Source organism: Arthrobacter sp. Y3222053 (assembly GCF_059092805.1).
Map to the genome: position 1 here is coordinate 199,645 of NZ_JBNHIA010000001.1, position 21,542 is coordinate 221,186.

Below are 21,542 nucleotides of genomic sequence, written 5' to 3' on the forward strand. Positions count from 1 at the left end.
ACACGATATGCCCGCTCCGGCATATCTCCCGGTCAGGGCGGCAGCGCGTCCCGGCGCCGGGCCGTCCTGCTACCAGCGGGCAGCCAGGGAGCCCAGGTACCGGGCCAGCGCGCGGGGCGCCGAGCGCGGCGCGACGGCCTCCACCGCGGCGTTGTAGTTGGTGTTGGTGTTCACGTCGTAGGTCAGTACCCGGCCGTCGGCCGCCTCAATGAACTCGATGCCGCAGACCTCCAGCTTCATCCGGCGGGCGAACTCCAGGTACTGCCCGATGATGGGGGCGTCGAAACCTTCCCGCAGGCTGAACAGCTGGGTGTCCGGATCCGGGGTGATCGTCGCCCCCGGCGGCAGCACCGGGCGCCCGGTCAGCGGGTCGACGGCGCAGGCGTCGGCCGGGCACAGCTGGAAGCCGCCGCGGGCGGTGTCGGCCCGGATTGCGTAGATGAACTCCCCGCCCACGATCTCCACGCGGGTGATGAACGGCTCGGCGGCCTGGATGTACTCCTGGATCAGGGTGATGCCGTCCTGCGGTTCCTCGAAATCGGCCGAGGCGACGTAGTCCGCGAGCTCGCCGTGGGACTCGAACTTCCGGACCCCGAGCCCCTTGCCGCCCTGGTTGTGCTTGGTGATGAAGGGGGCCTGGAACTCCTTGGCGGCGGCCAGGACCTGTTCCCGTCCGACGGCGGCCACCGTGCGGGGCGTGTCGATGCCCGCCGCGCGCAGGGCGGTGAGCTGGTCCACCTTGCTCATCTCCAGTTCGAGGATCCGGCGGCCGTTCACGGTGCGGCGGCCGTGCGCCTCGAGCCAGGCCAGCACGGCCCGGGCGTAGTCCTTGGAGAGCCCGTGCCCGCGGGTGTGGGCGGAGGCGCTGATCCGGGACCAGAAGATGCCTTCCGGGGGAACCGAGTCGAGGTCCAGCACGCCGTCGGTCAGCAGCCACTCCTCCACCTGCAGGCCTTCCGCTTCGAAGGCGCGGGCAAAGGGAGGAAACCATTCGGGGTTCTCATGCAGGGCGAAGATGCGGGGTGCAGCGGATGCCATGGGCGGGCCTTTCGGTCAGTGGGCCCCGGACGGGCCCGGAGGAGAACTACGGGATGAAGATGCCGTTGCCCGGCCCCAGCGGGAGGTCCAGGACGTAGAAGACGGTGAGCACGGCGGTCCAGGCGAGCCAGAACACCACCGTGAACGGAAGCATCCGGGCGATGACCGTGCCCAGGCCGGCTGCGGGTTCGTAGCGGCGCAGCATGGTCAGCAGCACGATCATGTAGGGGTTGAGCGGGGTGAGCACCTGGGTGGCGGAGTCCCCCACCCGGAAGGCGGCCTGCACGAAGGCCGGCTCATAGCCCAGCAGGGCGAACATCGGCACGAACACGGCCGCCATCAGGGTCCACATCGCGGAGCCGGAAATGATGAACAGGTTCAGCAGGGAGGCCAGGGCGACGAAGGCGAGGATGGCGGGATAGCCGGTCAACCCGATGGATTCCAGGCCCGAGGCGCCCATCACCGCGATCCAGCTGCCGATGCCGGACCAGTTGAACAGGGCGATGAACTGGCCCAGCACGAAGGCCAGGACCAGGAAGCCGCTCATGTCCTTGATCGAGGCGCCCATGACGCGCGGGATGTCGCGGGCGCCCGGCATGGATCCGGTCACCCGGCCGTAGACCAGGCCCGGAATGATGAACAGCACGAACACCACGAACACGATCGAGGACAGCAGCGGGGACCGGGGCAGGAAGCCGCCGGCCTCGTTGCGCCAGGGCGAATCCGGCACCAGCACCGCGGCGGCGATTGCGGCGGCCGTCAGGGCCCCGATCAGCAGCGCCAGCCGCACTCCGCGCCGCTCCACCGGGCTCAGGTGCGGATCCAGGGCTGTCGGGGCGGCGGGCTGCGCCGACGCCGGGCCCGACGCCGTCGTCCCCGGGGCGACCGCCGCGTCGTCGTCGTCGGGGTCCGACTCCTCGCGCGGAATCCCCTGGCGGATCAGCCTCGGCTCCAGGACCTTGTCGATCAGGAACCCGGCCAGCAGGATCAGCACCACCGATGAGGCGATGTTGAAGAAGTAGTTGGACAGCGGGTTCACCGGCGCCCCGGGGTCGGGCAGGGTCTCGGTGACCGCCGTCGTGATGCCTGCGAACAGCGCGTCGAGGCTGGTGACCACCAGCGAGGTGGAGTAGCCGGCTCCGGCAGCGGCGAAGCCGCCCAGCAGCCCGGCCACCGGGTGCCGGCCCGCGGCGCGGAAGACCAGGGCCGCCAGCGGCGGAATGATGACGAACGCGGCGTCGGCCATGATCGAACCCACCACGCCCACCAGCCCGACGGCGTAGGGCAGGGCCCAGCGCGGCGCGGACCCGAACGCGCGGCGGATCAAGGCGGCCAGCAGCCCGGACTTCTCGGCCACGCCCACCGCCAGCAGGATCGGCAGGACCGTGGCCAGCGGCGGGAAGCCGAGGTAGTTCTCCCCGAGCGTCGTGGTGAACCAGGCCAGCCCCTCCCCGGTGAACAGGCCCTTGATCACCGTGTCCTCGTCGCTGCCCGGGACCCGGACGGTGACGTTCGCCCAGGCCATCAGCGTGGAGGTCACGGCCACTGCGGCAAACAGGATCAGGAAGAGCAGGAACGGGTCGGGCAGCTTGTTGCCTGCCCGTTCAATGCCCGCCAGCAGGCGGTCAGTGCGGCGGGCAGAGCCGGGGCCTGCCCCGGCGGGTGCTGCGCTCATGCGGTGTTCCTCCTCGTGGGCAGATCGGATGACGGTGCAGGGGTCAGTCGAAGTAGGCGGGCACGTCCACCGGTCCGCCGGCGTCGGCGAACTCCTGTGCGACGGCGTCCCGCAGGGCGGGGTCGCACAGGTAGTCCAGCGCGGTCAGGGCCAGTCCGGCGGCGGCGTCGACCGCTCCGCGTCCGGCGACCGGGGACCCGGCGGCGGCGGCGAATTCGCGGGTGTGCAGGGCGACGTCGGCGTCGGCGATGCCGATCAGCGGGTGGATGCCGGGAATCCGGTAGCTGACGTTGCCGAAGTCGGTGGAGGCGGCGATCGTCTCGGACACCACGCCGCCGGGCAGCGGGCTGCGGCCCCGACGGCGCTGGGCGGCAACCCAGCGGCCCGTCAGTGCCTGGTTGGTGCGCACCGGCAGCGACGGCGGATGCTCGTCCCAGGCCAGCTCCACGCCGGTGCCGGTCATCAGGGCCGCGCCGCGGGCCACGTCCTCCAGCCGGCGGCTGAGCTCACGGAGGGTCTCCGGGTACTTGGAGCGGGCGTAGAGCTTCATCACGGCCCGCTCGGGAATGATGCTCGGCCGAGTGCCGCCGTCGGCGATGACCGCGTGCACCCGGTCCACCGGAGGCAGCTGCTGCCGGAGCAGGCCGATGCCCTGGTAGGTGAGGGTGGCGGCGTCGAGCGCGTTACGGCCCATGAACGGCTGCGCCGAGGCGTGCGCGGCGACGCCGGTGAAGGTGACGGTCAGCAGGCGCCGGCCGAGCCAGACCTGGTCCGCCAGGTCGTAGCCGTAGGGGTGGACCATGATCGCGGCGTCGATCCCGTCGAACGCGCCGGCCCGGGCCAGGACCTCCTTGCCCGAGTAGCCCTCCTCGGCGGGGGTGCCGAGGAGCACGACCCGGCCCGGGAAGGCGTGCGGATCGGCCCGAAGCGTTTCGGCCAGCGCCAGGAACGCGCCCGTGCCGGCGGCCGCGATGACGTTGTGGCCGCAGGCGTGTCCCACCTCGGGCAGCGCATCGTATTCGGCGAGGACCGCGATGGCCGGGCCCCCGCTGCCGGCCTCGGCGCGCAGCGCCGTCGGCACGCCGTGCGCTCCCGCCTGGACCTGGATCCCGTGGCGCTCGAGGAGGCCGGCGATGCGGGCAGCGCTCCGGTGCTCCTGGTAGGCAGTTTCCGGGTCGGCGTGCAGCGCGGCCGCCAGCGCGGCCAGCTCCGGGGCGAGGGCGTCAACGCGCTGCTCAACGGCCTCGGCCAGCTGCCCCGGCGCGCCGGCGAACGGCGACGCCTCCGTGCGGGCAGTGCTGCGGCGGGCCTCGGTTTCCGACTCCAGGCGGTCGAGGTAGCTGCTGCTGGGCTGGGTGGGCTGGTTCATAGAGCCCACCCTAGAACCGTCCAGGTTCCCCGCGGCCACCTGTTAACGTATTGCGGCGCCGGGCCTGTCCCGCCCGCGGACGCCGACGCTATGCTTCTCCCTCGGCGGCGCGGCGGAACTTCGCGGCCCGACCCAAGCCCTGGAGGATCGTGGAAGACCTGCACTATGCCGAGCCCCGCCTGGTGGCGCTGTACGACGAACAGAACGCCGGGAGCTGGGACACGGACTTTTATGCGGGGCTGATCGGGACCGCTCCGCTGCGGGTGCTGGACGTCGGCTGCGGGACCGGGTCCTTCGCCGTGCGGCTGGCGGCGGCCGGTCATACGGTGACAGGCGTTGATCCGGCGCCGGGCATGCTGGCGGCGGGCCGGGCCCGTCCCGGTGCGGGTACGGTGCGCTGGGTGGACGGCACGGCCGACGCCGCACCGGACGGGCCCTACGACGTTGCGGTGATGACCGGCCACGCGTTCCAGTGCCTGCCGAACGAGGACGACATCCGGGGAACCCTGGCGGCCGTGCGCAGCCGGCTGGCGCCCGGCGGCAGGTTCCTGTTCGAATCCCGCAACCCCGCCGCCCGGGCCTGGCTGGGCTGGGATTCGGCGGAGGACGGGCCCGAGCTGTCGGAGACCTCGGCGGGCCACATTGCCAGTGAACGGTCGCTGCTTGATGTGGCTGAGGAGGAGCACGGCGCCGTCCTGGTCACCTTCGAGGAGCGCACCCGGTTCCTGGCCGACGGCGCGGCCTTCGCCAGCCGCAGCACCCTGCGGTTCACGTCCTCGGCCCGGCTGGCGGTCCTGCTGGCGGAGGGCGGCTTTGTCCGCGTCGACTGGTTCGGGGACTGGAACGGCGGACCACTGGACCCCGACGCCAGCCGGGAAATCATCGTGGCGGCCTCGGTCCCGGCCTGAACCGCCGGCTCAGGCGCCCAGCTCAGCCGCCCACGTAGGCGGCCAGGTGCTGTCCGGTCAGCGTGGACCGGTCCGCGACCAGCTGCGCCGGCGTGCCCTCGAAGACCACGCGGCCGCCGTCGTGCCCGGCACCGGGGCCGAGGTCGATGATCCAGTCGGCGTGGGCCATCACCGCCTGGTGGTGTTCGATCACGATCACGGTGCGTCCCGACTCCACCAGCCGGTCCAGCAGGGCCAGCAGCTGCTCGACGTCGGCCAGATGCAGCCCGGTCGTGGGCTCGTCCAGGACGTAGATGTCTCCCTTTTCGGCCATCTGCGCGGCCAGCTTCAGCCGTTGCCGCTCGCCTCCCGACAGGGTGGTCAGCGGCTGCCCGAGGTGCAGGTAGCCGAGCCCGACGTCGGCGAGCCGGTCGAGCACCTTCCGTGCCGCGGGCGTGCGGGCTTCCCCGGCGCCGAAGAATTCCCGGGCCTCGGTGACCGGCATGGCCAGCACGTCGGCGATGTTGCGCCCGCCGAGCGTGAACTCCAGCACGGCGGGCTGGAAGCGCCGGCCTTGGCAGTCCTCACAGGTGGATTCGACCGTGGCCATGACGCCCAGGTCGGTGTAGATGACTCCGGCGCCGTTGCAGGCCGGGCAGGCGCCCTCCGAGTTGGAGCTGAACAGGGCCGGCTTGACGCCGTTGGCCTTGGCGAAAGCCTTGCGGATCGGCTCCAGCAGGCCGGTGTAGGTGGCGGGATTGGACCGCCGCGACCCCTTGATCGGCCCCTGGTCCACCAGGACCACGCCGTCGCGCTTCGCCACGGAGCCGTTGATCAGCGAACTCTTGCCCGATCCGGCCACCCCGGTGAGGACGCAGAACACCCCCAGCGGAATGTCGACGTCGACGTCCCGGAGGTTGTGCGTGGAGGCACCGCGGACCTCCAGCGCGCCGGTCGCGGACCGGACCGTGTCCTTGAGCGAGGCGCGGTCATCAAAGTGCCGGCCGGTGAGGGTGCCGCTGCGGCGCAGGCCCTCGACGGTGCCTTCGAAGCAGACCGTGCCGCCGGCGCCGCCGGCGCCCGGGCCGAGGTCCACCACGTGGTCGGCGATCGCGATGGTCTCGGGCTTGTGCTCGACGACGAGCACCGTGTTGCCCTTGTCCCGCAGCTGTTCCAGCAGCCGGTTCATCCGCTGGATGTCATGCGGGTGCAGGCCGACGGTCGGTTCGTCGAAGACGTAGGTGACGTCGGTCAGCGAGGAGCCCAGGTGCCGGATCATCTTGGTGCGCTGCGCCTCGCCGCCGGAAAGGGTGCCCGCCGGCCGGTCCAGGGACAGGTAGCCGAGGCCGATCTCGGCAAACGAGTCGAACAGGTGCCGCAGCCCGGCCAGCAGCGGGCCCACCGACGGCTCGTCCAGGTCCCGGATCCATTCGGCAAGGTCGCTGATCTGCATGGCGCACGCGTCGGCGATGGAGATGCCGCGGATCTTCGAGGACCGCGCCTCCGGAGACAGGCGCGTTCCCTCACAGTCCGGGCAGGTGGTGAAGGTGACCGCCCGGTCCACGAAGGCCCGGATGTGCGGCTGCATCGCCTCGCGGTCCTTGGAGAGCATCGACTTCTGGATCTTGGGGATCAGCCCCTCATACGTGACATTGATGCCGTCGGCCTTGACCTTGGTGGGTTCCCGGTAGAGCAGGTCGTGCAGCTCCCGCTTGGTGTAGCGGCCCAGCGGCTTGTCCATGTCGAAGAAGCCGGAGCCGGAGAAGATCCGCCCGTACCAGCCGTCCATGCTGTAGCCGGGCACCAGCAGGGCGCCCCCGCTGAGGGACCTGCCGGCGTCGAACAGGGCGGTGAGGTCGAAGTCGGTGACCGCACCCATGCCTTCGCACCGGGGGCACATGCCGCCCAGCCGGTTGAACACCGCCTTTTCCGCCTTCGTTTTGCCGCCGCGTTCGACGGTGATGGCCCCGCTGGCCCGCACCGAGGGAACGTTGAAGGAATAGGCGTTGGGCGAGCCGATCTGCGGCTGCCCCAGGCGGCTGAACAGGATGCGCAGCATGGCGTTGGCGTCGGTGGCCGTGCCGACGGTGGAGCGCGGGTTGGCGCCCATCCGCTCCTGGTCCACCAAGATGGCGGTGGTCAGTCCCTCCAGGCGGTCCACCTCGGGGCGGGCCAGGGCGGGCATGAACCCCTGCAGGAAGGCGCTGTAGGTCTCATTGATCAGGCGGCGGGATTCGGCGGCGATCGTGTCGAACACCAGCGAGCTCTTTCCGGACCCGGACACGCCGGTGAAGACCGTCAGCGCCCGCTTGGGGACCTCGACGGTGACGTCCTTGAGGTTGTTCACGCGGGCGCCCAGCACCCGGATGGCGTCCCGGCCCCGGCTGCCGGCCGCTGCGCCGCCGACCGGCGCATGGCTGGCCGGTGCATGGACCGCAGACTCTTCCTCTGTTGCCGTGCTGCGCTCCATGGCTTCTCCCCTCTCGGCTGCCGACGGCCGAAATGCTGTCATGGGCAGCCAGAGGGTGTCCATGTCCCTGCGGACAGGTCCTGACCGCTTTCGGGCCCGCGGACACCGGTCCGCGGGCCCGATCCGCTGTGGGCTACGCGGACACCGGTCCGCGGGCCCGATCCGCCGTGGGCTACGCGGTGGCTGCCTCGACCTGCCGGGTCGGGGATCCGGCGGCGGCGTCGGCAGCCGAACCGGACTGCACTTCGATGCGCCGCGGGCGGGCCTGCTCACTGATCGGGATCACGACGTTGAGGACGCCGTTGTCGTAGTGGGCGGTGATGTTCGCGGTGTCGATTTCCCGGCCCAGGCTGAGCTGGCGCAGGAAGGAGCCGCCCTCGCGTTCCCGGTTCAGCCACTGGACGCCCTCGCCGCCGTGCAGGGTGCGCTCGGCGCGGATGGTCAGCAGCTGGCCGTCGACGTCGATGTCCACGGAGCCGGGGTCCACGCCGGGCAGGTCCACGCTGAGGACGTACCGGTTCTCTTCGCGGTAGAGGTCCATGGGCATCCCGCGCAGGGTTTCGCGGCGCATGGCCTGGGCAAAGCGGTCCAGTTCGCGGATGGGATCGAATCGGTCCAAAACAATCAACTCCTTCAACTCGCAGTCGATGAAGCATCGTGCTGATAGGTCTTCGCCGAAGTTGAGTTGGCTTCGCTCAACTTCGTCGGTAGATTAGCACTTGCAACCGGAGAGTGCTAACTCTCCTGTTCCCGTCTTTCATTCGCCCACGCTGTGTGGAAGGTAGGTCACCGTGTCCGTTCCGATGCCGGCTGCCGACGGGCAGCCCGCACCCGTCCGCTTCGCCGCTGTGCGCCGCGCCGCATCTGTGCTTCGCCGGTATTCCCCGGCTGACGGAGTCCGAGCTCTGCGGCAGTGGTGGCACCAGGCCCCGCCGGAGGCACGCGCGCGGGCGGCCGCCGGAACAGCGTCCGCCGCCTGGCTCACCGCGGCCGCGCTGGGGCTGTTCTCCGGCAGCGCGGCCTCGCTGCCCCTGGGACTGGCGCTGATCTACCTCACCGGCATCGCCCTGCTGGTGCTGGTCTGGCTGGCCTGCGGCCGGGTGCGGCGGGCGGCGGAGGTTCGAGCCCGCCGCGAGGAGGCCCAGGCGCTGCGGACCTTCCTGGCGGCAACCTCGGCCGCGCGCGAGGAGTTCCTCTCAGCCCTGGTCCCTGCAGGCGCGACCGGCACGCCCGAGGTGCAGCGGGCCCTGGCACCGTCCAGGGCGGCATCTGCGGCGGCGCCGCGGACGCAGCTGGTTCCGGCGTCGGCGCCGGCCGGCCCGGGAACCGGGACCTGCCCGCGCCCCGGGGCCGCCCTCTCGCCGGTGAAGTCCGCGATCCGCAAGAACGCCGTCCGCAAGAGCCGCCCGGCCGGGCTCACCCGCGCGTCTTCGGAGGCTTCCGGCGCAGTCCGTCCGGCCGGGACAGCCGGGCTCACCCGCGCCGATCTGGACCGGGCGGCCTGACCTGTCGGCTCTGCCCCGGCTACCGGCCGCGGCCGGCGATCCGGGCCACGAGCCGCTGCGGGCCGCGGGCGCCGATGGCGGCCAGCACCTTGTACCGCTTGGTGGGAATGGAGACGGCCTTGCCTGCGTCGGCGTCCGCGAGCGCTTCGCGGACCACCCGCGGAGCATCCAGCCACATCCAGTTCGGATACACGGATTTGTCCATTTGCATGCGCTGATGGAATTCGGTGTGGACAAAACCGGGGCAGACGGCGGTGACGTTCACGCCCCGGCCCTTGTAGTGGATGTTGGCCCAGCGGCTGAAGCTGATGACCCAGGCCTTGGCGGCGCTGTAGGTGCCGCGCGGCAGGAACCCGGCCACGGAGGCGACATTGAGAATGGTGCCGCCGCCGGCGGCGAGCATGCCGTTGATCGCAGCGTGGGAGAGCTGCAGCGGGGCGGACACCAGGACGTTAAAGTGGTCGACCTCGTCCTGCAGGGGGTTCGCATGGAAGTCGTTCTTCAGCCCGTAGCCGGCGTTGTTGACCAGGATGCCGATGTCCGGCTGAGCCACGCGTGCGGCGACGGCCGCAACGCCGTCGGCCGTCGCGAGGTCGGCGGCGAGCCACTCCGTGGGCACCTGCCATTTCGCTGCCAGTTCCTCCGCCGTTTCCTTCAGCCGGGCTTCGTTGCGGCCGGTCAGGACCACTGCGTGCCCGCGCTCGGCCAGCTGGCGGGCGAACTCACCGCCCAGCCCGGAGGTGGCTCCGGTGACAAGTGCTGTTTTTCTCATGGGTTACACCTTTGCCGTTGCCGGAAACTTTGGCAACGATCGTCTACGGCGTCCTTGAACCCCGGGCGGGCGGCTCCTAGCGTGTGGAGCGTGGACGGGACACAGCGATATCAGGACCGGCACGACGCCGGCCGGCAGCTGGCCGCGGCACTGCAGCCCTGGCGGGGAGCGCCCGGCCTGCTGGTGCTCGGCCTGCCGCGCGGGGGCGTTCCGGTGGCCGCGGAGGCGGCGGCCGGCCTCGACGCGCCGCTGGACGTGCTCCTGGTCCGCAAGATCGGCCATCCCGCCCAGCCCGAACTCGCCGTGGGAGCGCTGGCCGGCGTGGCCGGTGAGCTGGTCCGCGCGGTCAACGACGATGTGTACCGGCGGTGGGAGGCACGTGACGGCGCCGCCCGCGCCGCGGTGGCGTTCGAGGCCGCGGCCGAGGCGGAGGAGCGCGAGCTGCACCGGCGGCAGGAACTGTACCGCCGGGGGCGGGGGCCGCTGTCGCTGCAGGACAGGACGGTGCTGCTGGTCGATGACGGCCTGGCCACCGGCGCCAGCATGCGCGCGGCCCTGCTGGCCGCGCGGGCCGCCGGGGCGAAACGGCTGGTCGCCGCCGCCCCCGTAAGCTGCGGGGGCGCGTCCGACGCCGTCGGCGGGTTGGCCGACGACGTCGTCGTCCCGTACCAGCCGCCGCGCCTGGCGGCGGTGGGAATGGCGTACGGGCAGTTTCCGCAGACCACGGACGCCGAGGTGACCGGGCTGCTCGCCGCCGGCTGAGGCTCCGCGCCGGTCCGCGATCCGGAAGCCGCAATCCGGGGCCGGGCAGGCCAAACCGGTGCCGACAGATGGCCATAGCCCGCGCTGAAATCGACAATTGACCCTATGGAGGAAGCTTCCGGGGCCGCCGGCTCCCCGCAGTGGCGGGGCGCCCGCTACGTTGCCCTCGGCAGCTCCTTCGCCTCCGGCCCCGGCCTCGGGCCGCGTGCCGCAGGCTCCGTGGCCCAGGCCCGGCGGACCACCGGCAACTACCCCCATCTGCTGGCCGAACGGCTCGGGATGCGCCTGGTGGACGCCACCAGCTCCGGGGCGACGACCGCGCAGGTGTTGTGGGCCCGGCAGCACGGCCAGCCTCCTCAGGCGGACGCGCTGACGTTCGACACCCGGCTGGTGACCGTCACAGTGGGCGGCAACGACATCGGCTACGCGACAGCGCTGATGCTCGCCGGCCTGCCGGCCCGCAGCGTGCCGCTGCTCCGCGCCGCACATCTGGTCCGCGCAGCGGCGGTGCCTGCCGCCGCCCCGCGGAACCTTGCCCTGCTTCCGGCATCCATGCTGCTGGTGGCACAGTTGCTGCGGCGCCGGGCCCCCATGGCCAGGATCCTCTTCGTGGAATACCTGACCGTCGTTCCTCCGGATCCGCGCACCCGGGTGCCGGTGCTGTCCGCCCGGCAGGCGGCCCGGGCACGCCGGCTTGCAGCCGCCCTGAAGCGGGCCACCGAGGAGGCCGCGGCAACCGCGGGATGTGAGCTGGTGGCCGTCGCGGATGCCAGCGGGGAGCACCACGCGTGGTCGGCTGAGCCGTGGACCAGCGCGGCGCTGCGTCCGGGCGGCGAGGACGCTCCCCTGCCCTTCCATCCGAACCGTGAGGGCATGGCCGCCGTCGCCGCCATGGTCGAAGACCACCTGTCCCGGCCCGAGCCGGGACGCCACAGCCAGAGCCCGGCTGCGGCGCGCTAGCGCAGCAGCCGGGCCGCGGCGCCAGGGAAACGGCCGTCCGTTCCCCGACAACCGAAAGCGGAGGCAGCCATGTCCTTCTCAAGCAGCACGTTCGATCCACGCGCAACCCTGAACCTGAACGTCGAGGACCTGACGCAGAGCGCGCTCAGGGCCTTCCGGACCGCGCTCGGCGTCACGGGCGCCGTCAGCCTGATACTGGGACTGGTGGTGCTCTTCTGGCCCGGGGCCACGCTGGACGTCATCGCTGTCCTGTTCGGCCTCTATTTCGTCATCAGCGGCGGAATCCGGATCATCAGCGGCATCATCACCCCGTTTTCCGCCGGGCTGCGGGTCCTGAGCATCATCGTCGGCGTGCTGCTGGTGATCGTGGGCATCGTGGCCATCCGGAATCCGCTGGCTTCCCTGACGGTCCTGGGCATGGTCGTGGGCATCGCCTGGATCGTGGAAGGTGTCATGGCCCTGACCGAGGTCGAATCCGGCGGCTCCCGCTGGTACGCCATCACCTACGGGGTGATCTCCCTGCTGGCCGGCGTCGTGGTGCTGTTCCTGCCGGTCAGCTCGTTGGCCGCACTGGTGGTCTTCGGCGGGATTTTCCTGCTGCTGCTCGGGGTGGTCCAGCTGGTGCGCGCCCTGACCTTCGGCCGGGGCGCGGCCCGCCACGCCTGAGCCCCGGGGATGACCGTCGCCGATCAGCGGATCCGGCGCCGGATCCGGACCGCGGCCAGCAGCGTGAAGGCGACGAGCATGGCGCAGAGGACACCGACCACGAACACCCCGGTGATCTCCCGGCCCCCCACGCTCGCGGTGATTCCGAAGATCCCCTCGATTTCCTCGACCGCTCCCGGCTGGCTGCCGGCCATGGCCTGCAGGGCATCGCCGGTCATTTCCTGCCGGATCGGCACGGCCGCCTGCATGAAGGGCAGCGCATTGACCACCGTGCGCACACCGTCGGGAAGCGCGCCCACCGGGATGTAGGCACCGGCCAGGAATCCCAGGATGGTGCCGACGATGGTGGACAGGGCGGAGTACGCGCCCGCCGTGCGGACAAAGGACACCACGAAGGCGCTGAGCGAGGCGAAGGCCAGGCAGCTCAGCGCCAGGAAGCCGTAGATTTCGGCGATGCCCGCCGCCGTGTAGCTGATGCCGTCCACGAGGTACAGGTAGGCCAGGGAGACGATCAGCACCACGGTCGTCATGATCAGGGCGATGATCCCGGCGGACACAAGGTAGCCGAGGATGAGCTTTTCGCGGCTGATCGGTGAGACCAGGAAGTCGCGGAACCTGCCCGACTCCGAGTCCTCCACGAAGACGTTCACCGCCCCCAGCCCGGTGGTGATGGCGGTGATCCCGACGATGCCGGAGAACATCCAGCTGTCCACGAAGCCCTTCACCTCGCCCTCGGTGGCGCCGGGGAAGGACTGCTGCAGGTCCTCGACCTGCGTGCTGCCCAGGAAGAGGGTGTAGAGCAGGAACAGGATGAGCGCCGAAAGCAGCGAGAAGAACACCCCCAGCCGGTCCCGGAAGAACAGCCGCAGGTTCCTGCCCACCAGTGTGCCGACGACGTTCATGCCGCTCCCGTCCCTGCTTCGTTGCGGCCGGAGGGCGTCCCGGAACCGTGCCCGGTAAGGGCCAGGAAGACGTCGTCCATGGTGCCGTGCCGGAATTCGAAGTCCACGACCTTCTCCCCGTGCCGGGCGAGGAGGGCGCGTGCCGTGCCGGCGCCGTCGACCACCAGCCGCACCACGCCGTCGTCGTCCGCGGCCCGGACCTCGGCACCCGCCGCGCGGGCGAGCTCCAGCAGGCCCGGCCGGTCCGTGGTGGCAATGCTGAGCACGGAGGCGCTGTACCGGGCCCGCAGCTGCTCCGGGGTGCCGTCGGCGATGATCCGGCCGCGGTCGATGATGCACACCCGGTCCGCCTCCTCGGTTTCCTCCATGTAGTGGGTGGTGAGGAACACGGTGAGCCCGCTGTCCTCGCGCAGCTGCCGGATGGTGGACCAGACGACGGCGCGGCTGGCCGGATCCAGGCCGGCGGTCGGCTCATCCAGGAAGAGCACCGCGGGCGAGTGGAGCAGGGCCCGGGCGATGTCGACGCGGCGGCGTTGGCCGCCGGAATACGTGCCGTAGCGGCGGTCCAGGAAGTCCGCGAGGCCGATCAGCCGGCTCAGTTCCTCAATCCGCGCCTCGTTCGCCGCCGCGTCCGCTGAGTAGAACCGCCCGCGGGACCGCAGGTTTTCCCGCCCGGTCAGCAGCGGGTCAAGGAGCGGATCCTGGAACACGACGCCGATCTGCCGGCGCACCTTCGCCGCGGCCGTGCGCACATCGGCTCCGCAGACCGAGGCCTCGCCCGCGTCGAAGCCCAGCACCGTGGTCAGGCACGAGATGGTGGTGGACTTGCCCGCCCCGTTGGTGCCCAGGAAGGCGAACACACTGCCCGGTGCCACGTCGAAGGACAACCCGTCCACGGCCGTCGTGGGCCCGTACCTTTTCGTCAGGCCCCGGACGCTGACCGCCGGCTCCGTGCTGTCCATGGTCGCTTCTTCCTGTCGCCCAGCGGGCCGGCCCTGCGCCGGCGTCGTGAGAAGTGTAGCGGGGGCGCATCCAGCGACCGCCCAGTGTCCTCCCAGCAGTGGTTAACGCGCTGCTAACACTCCGGATCTGCTGCGTGTAACAAACCGGCAGCAAGCTGGATGCGTTCCCCGGTCTCGGTCTCAGCTGGTCCCATCCGCCCTTCGCGGCCCTGCCGCCGCCGTAGCGAAACGGAGCACCCTCCATGGACGCTGGAAACACCGCCTGGCTGCTGGCCGCAGCCGCCCTGGTCTGCCTGATGATTCCGGGCATCGCCTTCTTCTACGGCGGGATGGTCGGATCCCGCCGCACCCTGAACATGATCCTGATGTGCCTGGGCAGCGCCAGCCTAGTGGCCGTGCTCTGGGTGGCCTTCGGCTACTCCGCGGCGTTCGGCGACTCCGTTGCCGGGCTCGGCCTGCTGGGCAGCCCGACCGAGTACGCGGGCCTGGGCCAGCTGCTGGCCGAGGACCCCGACGCCGTGATTCCCGGCGCCCTGTTCGCCGCGTTCCAGCTGATGTTCGCCTGCGTGACCACCGCCCTGGTGGCCGGCGCCGCCGCGGGACGGATGAAGTTCGGCGCCTGGATGGTCTTCGCCGGGCTCTGGGCCTCGCTGGTGTACTTCCCGGTCGCGCACTGGGTGTTCGCCTTCGACAGCGGGGACGGCACCGTCACCGGCGGCTGGATCGCCAACACCCTGGGGGCCATCGACTTCGCCGGCGGCACCGCAGTGCACATGAACGCCGGCATCGCGGCACTCGCCCTGGCCCTGGTGCTCGGCCGCAGCGCGGGCTGGCCGCATGCGCACGGCAAGCCGCACAGCCGCCCCCTGGTGGTCCTCGGCGCCGGACTGCTGTGGATCGGCTGGTACGGGTTCAATGCCGGTTCGGCGCTGAGCGCTGGCCAGGCGGCCGCCGTCGTCTTCCTGAACACCGCCGTCGCCGCCGCCGCCGGGCTGCTCGGCTGGGCGGCCACCGAGCGGCTGCGGCTGGGCCGTTCCTCGGTGATGGGCGCGGCGTCGGGCCTGATCGCCGCCCTGGTCGCCATCACCCCGGCCTGCGGGGCGGTGAGCCCGCTCGGCGCGCTGGCCATCGGCGCCCTGGCCGGAATCGTCTGCTCGCTGGCCATTGAGTGGAAGTACCGGCTGGGCTACGACGATTCGCTGGACGTGGTCGGCGTGCACCTGGTCGGCGGCGTGCTGGGCACCCTGCTGATCGGCCTGTTCGCCACCGACGCCGCCCCGAACGGAGTGAGCGGCCTGTTCTACGGCGGCGGCTGGTCGCTGCTGGGCGTCCAGTCGGTGGCCACCGCTGCGGTCCTTGCGTACTCGTTCGTGCTCACGTGGGTGATTGCGAAGGTCCTGAACATGACCATGGGCCTGCGGATTCCGCCCGAGAGCGAGCTGCAGGGCATCGACCTGGCCACGCACGCCGAGTCGGCGTACCTGAACGACGACGAGCCTGTGGAGCTGGGCGCCCCGGCCAAGTAGTTCCCCGGCCGGGGCGGCCCTGGGGCGGCGCTAGATCCCGTCCATCAGCCCCTGTTCCTGGCCCAGGTAGGTCCGCAGCAGCTCCACCGCATGCCCGCTGTCGGGCTCCTGCTCCAGCGCGGACAGCATCGACTCCCCCTGCGCCGCCCCGCCGGGGAAGGGCGGCAGCAGCGGGATCTCCGGGTCGGTGAGCACCTCGAGGATGAAGGGCCGGTCGGCGTCGAGCGCGTCGTCCCAGGCCGCGCCCAGGTCGGCAGGATCCTCCACCGTCCGGCCGGCCAGGCCCAGTAGCTCGGCATAGGCCGCATAGCGGAAGTCCGGCAGCGCCTGGGATTCGGGATAGCGCGGATCCCCCTCCATCTCCCGCTGCTCCCAGGTCACCTCGGTCAGCTCCCGGTTGTTGAAGACACACACTACGAAGCGCGGATCGGCCCAGTCCGGCCACAGCCGGCTGAGCGTAATGAGTTCGCTGACGCCGGCCATCTGCATCGCGCCGTCGCCCGAGAGCGCCACCACGGGGCGGTCCGGAGCGGCCAGCTTCGCGGCCAGCCCGTACGGCACCGAGCAGCCCATGCTGGCCAGCGTGGAGGACAGATGCGCCGGGACGCCGGCCGGCAGGCGCAGCTGCCGGGCGTACCAGTACACGCAGCTGCCGACGTCGACCGCCACCTGCGCGGTCTCCGGCAGCCGGGCGCTCAGCTCGGCGACCACCTGTTCCGGGTTCACCGGCCGGGCCGACACCTCCGCCCGCTCTGCGGCGAGGCGGTGCCAGCGCCGCACCGCTTCCTCCACCCGGGCACGCCAGGCCGACTCCGGCCGCTCCTCCAGCTGGGGCAGCAGAGCGTCCAGGGCGGCCGCAGCGTCGCCGGGCAGCGCGACCTCCACCGGATACCGGTTGCCGATCGCCGCCGGGTTCACGTCGATCTGCACGGCCCGGGCCTGGCCGGGCGCCGGATAGAACTCGGTCCACGGGTCGTTGGAGCCGATGATCAGCAGCGCGTCGCAGTTGTCGAGCACCCAGCCGCTGGAGGCGGTGCCGAGGTGGCCCATGGTGCCTGCTGCGAGCGGATGCGACTCATCAATGTACGGCTTGCCCTGCAGGCTGGTGGTGATCCCGGCGCCGATGCGCTCCGCGAGTGCCTGCACCTGTTCCTGCGCGTGCCGGGCCCCCTGGCCCACCAACAGCGCCGGACGCTGCGCCTCGTTCAGCAGCGCCGCGGCGGCCGCGATGTCGTCGGCCGCGGGCACCGCGTGCGCCGGCCGCCAGACCGGGGCGGTCGAGAGGATCCCGTGTTCCTGTTCCAGTTCGGGGGCCGGCTGCTTCTGCACATCGTGCGGGAGGATCACGACGGCGGGCGAGCGGGTGGCCAGCGCGGACTTGAAGGCGCGGTCCAGCACCAGCGGCACCTGTTCGGGACTGTTGATCTGCTGCCGGAAGGAGGAAGCGACGTCGCGGGTCAGGTTGAGCAGGTCGATTTCCTGCATGTAGGCGGAGCCGAGGACGCTGCGGGACTGCTGCCCGACGATCGCGACCACCGGAACGCCGTCCATCTTCGCGTCGTAGAGCCCGTTGAGCAGATGCACCGCCCCTGGGCCCTGGGTGGAGAGCATCACTCCCACCTCGCCGGTGTACTTGGCATGTCCCACCGCCATGAACGCGGCGTTCTCCTCGTGCCGGGCCTGCACGAAGTCGATCTCCCCGCTGCGCCGAAGCGCGCCGAGGACAGTGTTGATCCCGTCACCGCTGTAGCCGAAGATCCGCTGCACGTTCCACGCCCGCAGCCGCTCCACGACGACGTCGGCCACCAGTTTCCCGCTCATGCCACTCCCTCCGCGCCCGCGGTGCGGACGGTTCATCAGCCTGCTTATGGTTGGGCACCACTATTCCAAACCGGCAGGCAAACCGGAAACCCCGCCTCCGGCAATGGCCGCCCCGCCGCATGCCCGGACGCGCATCTTCACATCATGTGGCCCGGGCCACAATCACGTACCCTTTGGGGGTATTGCCCGTTCCGTGCCGACGATGCCACCTGGAGGTGAAAGCCGTGCCGAGTTCAAGGGGTTCAACGAGCCCGACGGCGCAGCAGCCGCGGCAGGCCGACGACGCCGCCGGCCGCACCAGCCGGTTCTCCACCGCGCAGGCGCCGCTGGCCCAGCGGCTGGGCCTCTGGGAGGAATACAACGAGCTGGCGCTGTTCAGCCTGCGCTGCAGCACCCTCTCGGAGCGCAGCCTGCTGGCCACCCAGACCAACCTTGAACTGCCGCGCATCCGCCTCACCCACATCCAGGGCAACGACCATGTCATCGAACGCGCGCCGGAGAACATCCGGCGGAACCCGGTGGACGCCGTCATGCTCTGCCTGCTCCTGGAAGGCAACGCGTTCTTCTACCACGACGCCGGCTGCGAAACGCTGGTTGCCGGCGAAGCCGTGGTGTACGACGCGAACCGGCCCTTCATGTACGGCTTCTCCACCGACATGCGGCAGGTCATCGTCGAGGTGCCTCGCACCCTGCTGCGTGAGCGGTCGGTCCGGGAGGAGTACTTCCGGCCGCGGGTGCTGCGCATCTCCGGCTCCCCCGCCGCCGTCCACGCGCGCAGCACCGCCAATACCGTGCTCGGCGCCTTCCGGAACGCGGTTCCCGACACCGCCGGCATGGAGGAAAGCGTGCTGGAGACGTTCTCGCTCATCACCGGCGAACCCGGCCGGGCGCCGTCGCGCGCCTACCTGGCCACGGCCCGCGACTACATCAGGGCACACCTCGGCGAGCCCGACCTTTCCCTGGCCCGGGTGGCCCGGGCCGTAGGGGTCAGTGAGCGCCACCTGACCCGGATCTTCACCGAGGAGGGAACCAGCCCGGCCCGGTACGTGCTGGAAAGCCGGCTGGAGCGGGCCCGCGGGCTGCTGGCGGACCCCGCGAACGCCGCCGTCCCCGTGGCGGAGGTCGCTGCGGCGGCCGGCTTCGTCTCCGCCGCGCACTTCTCCCGCAGCTTCCGGCAGCATTTCGGCTTCAGCCCGCGCGAGGCCCGGGAGGCGGCAGGCGGCTAGCGACGGCGCGGCCGCGGCGCGGGCAGCGGCCGCGCCGGCAGCGGCAGCGAAGATGTGCGGCAGCGAAGATGTGCGGTTGCCTGATCCGGACGCCGGCTTGCCTGATCCGGACACGCCCTTCTGCGGCGCGGGCGGCGAAGCGACAGTGGGATCTGCATCACACCCAGTGTCGCTCCGCCCCGAAAGGCTCCGGACCCCATGAAACACACTTCACGCCTGCTCGGCCTGCTCGCCGTCCCGGCGCTGGCCTTCTCCCTCGCCGCCTGCTCCGGCTCCGACGCCGCTGAGTCCCCGACCGCCGAGGGCGGCTCCTCCTCCATCGACACCGCCGCGCTTGACACCATGCTCACTGAATTCCAGCAGCCCCTCGACGAAGAGGTGCCCACGGAGTCGCCGGCCATCGCCGAGGACAAGAGCATCGTCGTCATCCCCTGCACCTACTCCTCCGAGGCCTGCGCCCGCGGCGCGGACGCCGCCATGGAGGCCGCGGAGTCACTGGGCTGGGAGACCCGCATGATCGATCCCGCCGGCAACCCCGAGAAGGCCCGCCAGGCCGTCGAGCAGGCGATCCAGCTCGGCGCCGACGGAATCATCTTCACCGCCGCCGTCGGCGACCAAATCAGCGATGCCCTCCAGGAGGCCCGCGACGCCGGGATCTTCCTGGTCAACAGCATGTCCCCCGCAGACGACCGCTTTGACGTGGAGATCGTGCCCGACGAGGATGTCTCCGGCAAGATGATGGCCGCCGCCATCGCCCAGGACAGCGGCGGCACCGCGAAGGTGCTGGTCACCACCGACCCGGCCTTCCCGTCCATCACCGCCCGCACCGAGGCGTTCACCAAGTGGCTGCCCGAGCTGTGCCCCGAATGCGAAATCGTGGAGACCATCGAGACGCAGATGTCCCAGCTGCAGTCCGGCCTGCCGCCGCAGATCCAGGCGACCCTCACCGCCAACCCGGAGATCAGCTACATCTGGACCCACACCGGCGCCGCCGTTGTCTCCTCCCAGGCCACCGTGGCCCGCAGCGCCAACGGCGACTCCATCAAGATGGTGTCCTACGACGGCAACTCCGCCAACCTGGACCTGATCAAGGACGGCAAGAGCCAGTTCGCCGACGTTATCAAGCCCATGGAGCACGCCGGCTACCTGTCCGTGCACGAGATGAACAAGCTCTTCGCCAACGGCTCCTCCGGCCATGAGGTGATCGAGATGTCGAAGCGGATGGTCCTGCAGGAGACCCTGCCCGAGCTGCCGTGGACCGGAGACACCGACTGGAAGTCCTCCTTCACGGCCCTGTGGGAGAACGCGGGCTGACTCCGCGGACCCCTCGCGGCCGGCCCGGCCTCACCGGGCCGGCCGCACCCTGTTCCGCCCCGGCACCCATCTTCAGGAGCACCACATGCAGCCCACCGCCGCCCTGAGCATCCGCGGTATCAGCAAGACCTTCACCGGACAGCGGGCGCTCGACGACGTCACCCTCGATATCCAGGCCGGCGCGGTGACCGCGCTGCTGGGCATGAACGGATCCGGCAAGTCGACGCTCATCAAGATCCTGGCCGGCGTCTACTCCCCCGACCCGGGCGGGGCGCTGCGCGTCCGCGGGCAGGATCTGTCCCTGCCCCTGACCCCCGCCGCTGCGCACGCCGCCGGCCTGCGCTTCCTGCACCAGGACCTGGGGCTGGTGGACGCGCTGACCATCGCGGACAACTTCGCGCTCTCCGACGGCTTCTTCGCGCGGACCGCCCTGTCCCCCGTCCGGCTCCGGCTCGAATATGCCCACGTGGCCGCCACACTGGAGCTGCTGGGCATCAACGAGCATCCGGGCCGGCTGGTCGGGGACCTGACGCCCTCCACCCGCACCATGGTCGGCATCGCCCGGGCCTTCCAGCACCGCTCCGGCGAGCCGGACGGCGGGGACGGTGCGGACGCAGCCGACGTCGATGCGCTGCGCCGGAACATCCTCGTCCTGGACGAGCCCACCGCGTCGCTGCCCGCAGATGAGGCCGAGCGCGTGCTGGCGCTGCTGGACATGCTGCGCAGCCACGGCGGCACCGCGGTCTACGTCAGCCACCGGATCGAGGAGGTCCGCCGCATCGCCGACAACGTTGCGGTGCTGCGCGACGGCCGGCTGGTTGCCGACGAACCGCTCGGCGAGCGCGACGCCGCCGCCATCGTGTCCCTGGTGATCGGCCGCGAACTGGAGGCCCCTGCCATCCGCCCCGCCGAGGAACGCGAAGGCGCGGTGCTGCTGAGCACCCGCGGCCTCAGCGGACCCCGGCTGGACGGCGTCGACCTGGACGTCCGGGCCGGCGAGATCGTGGGCGTCACCGGGCTGATCGGCTGTGGGCGCAGCGAACTGGTCCGCCTGATTGCCGGCGCCCAGCGCCCGTCCGCCGGCACCATGACCCTCGGCGGCCAGGCCTATGCCCCCGCCACGGCCGCCGCGGCCATCGCCGACGGCGTGGCGTGCGTGCCGCAGAACCGCCGCCGCGACGGCGTCGTGCTGGACCTGGGGGTCGGCGACAACCTGACCCTGGGACGGCTGAAGCGGTACACCCGCGGGCCGCTCCTGGACCGGGCGGCGGAAACCGCCGCCGCCGCCGACCTGTCCCGGCGGTTCCTGGTGAAGACCTCGTCCCTTTCCGCCCCCGTCCGCAGCCTCTCGGGCGGCAACCAGCAGAAGGTCGTTGTCGCCCGCGCGGCCAGCGGCGCACCGCGGATGCTGCTGCTGGACGAACCGTCCCAGGGCGTGGATGCCCTGGCCCGGCAGGAAATCAGCCGCCTGCTCAAGGAGCTCGCCGACGACGGCGTGGCCGTCCTGGTCGCCAGCACCGACTACGACGACTTCGTGGGCCTGGCCGACCGGGTGGTGGTCCTGGACCGCGGCCGGGTCGCCGCCGAACTGGCCGGTCCGGAGATCAGCGAGGACGCCATCGCCCTGGCCTGCCAGGCCGGCGCACCGGCCCGGCCCGCCGCCCCTACCCCCTCCAACCTCTCCTAG

18 protein-coding genes are annotated in these 21,542 nt (G+C 71.4%); 9 read left to right on the top strand and 9 right to left on the bottom strand.

Annotation, left to right across the window (positions count from 1 at the left end; all coding sequences use genetic code 11):
- Positions 1-69: 69 nt before the first annotated feature.
- From AC5RUW_RS00960 to AC5RUW_RS00970, 3 genes are read right to left on the bottom strand one after another with little or no spacing between them, the layout of a single operon-like run.
- A complete protein-coding gene (locus AC5RUW_RS00960) occupies positions 70-1,038 on the bottom strand; it encodes an ATP-grasp domain-containing protein (RefSeq protein ID WP_494158953.1) in 969 nt (322 codons plus the stop codon).
- A gap of 46 nt (positions 1,039-1,084) precedes the next feature.
- Positions 1,085-2,713 (bottom strand): AbgT family transporter, encoded by a 1,629-nt coding sequence (locus AC5RUW_RS00965; protein WP_494158954.1) that lies wholly within the window; start codon positions 2,711-2,713, stop codon positions 1,085-1,087.
- A 43-nt stretch (positions 2,714-2,756) separates the two neighbouring features.
- Positions 2,757-4,082, bottom strand: coding sequence for a M20 family metallopeptidase (locus AC5RUW_RS00970; RefSeq protein ID WP_494158955.1), 1,326 nt, complete (start codon positions 4,080-4,082; stop codon positions 2,757-2,759).
- Between the two features lie 149 nt (positions 4,083-4,231).
- Here AC5RUW_RS00970 and AC5RUW_RS00975 point away from each other — a divergent pair, with 149 nt between their 5' ends.
- Complete coding sequence (locus AC5RUW_RS00975; protein ID WP_494158956.1) at positions 4,232-4,990, top strand: class I SAM-dependent methyltransferase; 759 nt, start codon at positions 4,232-4,234, stop codon at positions 4,988-4,990.
- Positions 4,991-5,012: 22 nt separating this feature from the next.
- Here the strand turns inward: AC5RUW_RS00975 and AC5RUW_RS00980 are convergent, their stop codons facing one another.
- Both AC5RUW_RS00980 and AC5RUW_RS00985 read right to left on the bottom strand, forming a co-directional pair.
- On the bottom strand, positions 5,013-7,439 hold the full coding sequence (locus AC5RUW_RS00980) for an ATP-binding cassette domain-containing protein (protein ID WP_494158957.1): 2,427 nt from the start codon (positions 7,437-7,439) through the stop codon (positions 5,013-5,015).
- 172 nt (positions 7,440-7,611) lie between these two features.
- Positions 7,612-8,058, bottom strand: a complete 447-nt coding sequence (locus tag AC5RUW_RS00985) for an Hsp20/alpha crystallin family protein (protein WP_494158958.1) — start codon at positions 8,056-8,058, stop codon at positions 7,612-7,614.
- Positions 8,059-8,230: 172 nt separating this feature from the next.
- Here AC5RUW_RS00985 and AC5RUW_RS00990 point away from each other — a divergent pair, with 172 nt between their 5' ends.
- On the top strand, positions 8,231-8,944 hold the full coding sequence (locus tag AC5RUW_RS00990) for a hypothetical protein (protein ID WP_494158959.1): 714 nt from the start codon (positions 8,231-8,233) through the stop codon (positions 8,942-8,944).
- Positions 8,945-8,963: 19 nt separating this feature from the next.
- Here AC5RUW_RS00990 and AC5RUW_RS00995 read toward each other — a convergent pair whose 3' ends face one another.
- Positions 8,964-9,716, bottom strand: a complete 753-nt coding sequence (locus AC5RUW_RS00995; RefSeq protein ID WP_494158960.1) for an SDR family NAD(P)-dependent oxidoreductase — start codon at positions 9,714-9,716, stop codon at positions 8,964-8,966.
- A 90-nt stretch (positions 9,717-9,806) separates the two neighbouring features.
- Between AC5RUW_RS00995 and AC5RUW_RS01000 the strand changes: the two genes are divergently transcribed.
- The 3 genes from AC5RUW_RS01000 (at position 9,807) to AC5RUW_RS01010 (ending at position 12,104) form a co-directional block, all read left to right on the top strand.
- Positions 9,807-10,478: a phosphoribosyltransferase gene (locus AC5RUW_RS01000; RefSeq protein ID WP_494158961.1), complete on the top strand. Its 672-nt coding sequence runs from the start codon at positions 9,807-9,809 to the stop codon at positions 10,476-10,478.
- Between the two features lie 105 nt (positions 10,479-10,583).
- Entirely contained in the window at positions 10,584-11,438 is an 855-nt protein-coding gene (locus tag AC5RUW_RS01005; RefSeq protein ID WP_494158962.1) for an SGNH/GDSL hydrolase family protein, read from the top strand.
- A 69-nt stretch (positions 11,439-11,507) separates the two neighbouring features.
- Positions 11,508-12,104, top strand: a complete 597-nt coding sequence (locus AC5RUW_RS01010) for an HdeD family acid-resistance protein (RefSeq protein ID WP_494158963.1) — start codon at positions 11,508-11,510, stop codon at positions 12,102-12,104.
- 23 nt (positions 12,105-12,127) lie between these two features.
- Here AC5RUW_RS01010 and AC5RUW_RS01015 read toward each other — a convergent pair whose 3' ends face one another.
- Together AC5RUW_RS01015 and AC5RUW_RS01020 are read right to left on the bottom strand one after the other, a co-directional pair.
- On the bottom strand, positions 12,128-13,006 hold the full coding sequence (locus AC5RUW_RS01015) for an ABC transporter permease (protein ID WP_494158964.1): 879 nt from the start codon (positions 13,004-13,006) through the stop codon (positions 12,128-12,130).
- Complete coding sequence (locus AC5RUW_RS01020) at positions 13,003-13,968, bottom strand: ABC transporter ATP-binding protein (protein WP_494158965.1); 966 nt, start codon at positions 13,966-13,968, stop codon at positions 13,003-13,005. Before AC5RUW_RS01020 ends, AC5RUW_RS01015 begins: the two co-directional genes overlap by 4 nt.
- Positions 13,969-14,210: 242 nt before the next feature.
- Here AC5RUW_RS01020 and AC5RUW_RS01025 point away from each other — a divergent pair, with 242 nt between their 5' ends.
- Entirely contained in the window at positions 14,211-15,494 is a 1,284-nt protein-coding gene (locus AC5RUW_RS01025) for an ammonium transporter (protein ID WP_494158966.1), read from the top strand.
- A gap of 30 nt (positions 15,495-15,524) precedes the next feature.
- Here AC5RUW_RS01025 and AC5RUW_RS01030 read toward each other — a convergent pair whose 3' ends face one another.
- The gene (locus AC5RUW_RS01030) at positions 15,525-17,315 is read right to left on the bottom strand and encodes a thiamine pyrophosphate-requiring protein (protein WP_494158967.1); all 1,791 of its coding nucleotides are present in this window, start codon (positions 17,313-17,315) and stop codon (positions 15,525-15,527) included.
- Between the two features lie 224 nt (positions 17,316-17,539).
- On the opposite strand from AC5RUW_RS01030, the gene AC5RUW_RS01035 reads away from it, so the two are divergent.
- The 3 genes from AC5RUW_RS01035 to AC5RUW_RS01045 all read left to right on the top strand — a co-directional run bounded on the left by AC5RUW_RS01035 (position 17,540) and on the right by AC5RUW_RS01045 (position 21,542).
- Positions 17,540-18,541, top strand: coding sequence for a helix-turn-helix domain-containing protein (locus tag AC5RUW_RS01035; protein ID WP_494158968.1), 1,002 nt, complete (start codon positions 17,540-17,542; stop codon positions 18,539-18,541).
- Between the two features lie 198 nt (positions 18,542-18,739).
- Positions 18,740-19,855 (top strand): sugar ABC transporter substrate-binding protein, encoded by a 1,116-nt coding sequence (locus AC5RUW_RS01040; protein WP_494158969.1) that lies wholly within the window; start codon positions 18,740-18,742, stop codon positions 19,853-19,855.
- Between the two features lie 85 nt (positions 19,856-19,940).
- On the top strand, positions 19,941-21,542 hold the full coding sequence (locus tag AC5RUW_RS01045) for a sugar ABC transporter ATP-binding protein (RefSeq protein ID WP_494158970.1): 1,602 nt from the start codon (positions 19,941-19,943) through the stop codon (positions 21,540-21,542).

What these genes read in the sequence shown, in the direction of transcription:
- AC5RUW_RS00960 (WP_494158953.1), bottom strand. Translation starts at nt 1,038, where the DNA reads ATGGCATCCGCTGCACCCCGCATCTTCGCCCTGCATGAGAACCCCGAA.
- AC5RUW_RS00965 (WP_494158954.1), bottom strand. Translation starts at nt 2,713, where the DNA reads ATGAGCGCAGCACCCGCCGGGGCAGGCCCCGGCTCTGCCCGCCGCACT.
- AC5RUW_RS00970 (WP_494158955.1), bottom strand. Translation starts at nt 4,082, where the DNA reads ATGAACCAGCCCACCCAGCCCAGCAGCAGCTACCTCGACCGCCTGGAG.
- AC5RUW_RS00980 (WP_494158957.1), bottom strand. Translation starts at nt 7,439, where the DNA reads ATGGAGCGCAGCACGGCAACAGAGGAAGAGTCTGCGGTCCATGCACCG.
- AC5RUW_RS00995 (WP_494158960.1), bottom strand. Translation starts at nt 9,716, where the DNA reads ATGAGAAAAACAGCACTTGTCACCGGAGCCACCTCCGGGCTGGGCGGT.
- AC5RUW_RS01005 (WP_494158962.1), top strand. Translation starts at nt 10,584, where the DNA reads ATGGAGGAAGCTTCCGGGGCCGCCGGCTCCCCGCAGTGGCGGGGCGCC.
- AC5RUW_RS01010 (WP_494158963.1), top strand. Translation starts at nt 11,508, where the DNA reads ATGTCCTTCTCAAGCAGCACGTTCGATCCACGCGCAACCCTGAACCTG.
- AC5RUW_RS01015 (WP_494158964.1), bottom strand. Translation starts at nt 13,006, where the DNA reads ATGAACGTCGTCGGCACACTGGTGGGCAGGAACCTGCGGCTGTTCTTC.
- AC5RUW_RS01020 (WP_494158965.1), bottom strand. Translation starts at nt 13,968, where the DNA reads ATGGACAGCACGGAGCCGGCGGTCAGCGTCCGGGGCCTGACGAAAAGG.
- AC5RUW_RS01025 (WP_494158966.1), top strand. Translation starts at nt 14,211, where the DNA reads ATGGACGCTGGAAACACCGCCTGGCTGCTGGCCGCAGCCGCCCTGGTC.
- AC5RUW_RS01030 (WP_494158967.1), bottom strand. Translation starts at nt 17,315, where the DNA reads ATGAGCGGGAAACTGGTGGCCGACGTCGTCGTGGAGCGGCTGCGGGCG.
- AC5RUW_RS01040 (WP_494158969.1), top strand. Translation starts at nt 18,740, where the DNA reads ATGAAACACACTTCACGCCTGCTCGGCCTGCTCGCCGTCCCGGCGCTG.
- AC5RUW_RS01045 (WP_494158970.1), top strand. Translation starts at nt 19,941, where the DNA reads ATGCAGCCCACCGCCGCCCTGAGCATCCGCGGTATCAGCAAGACCTTC.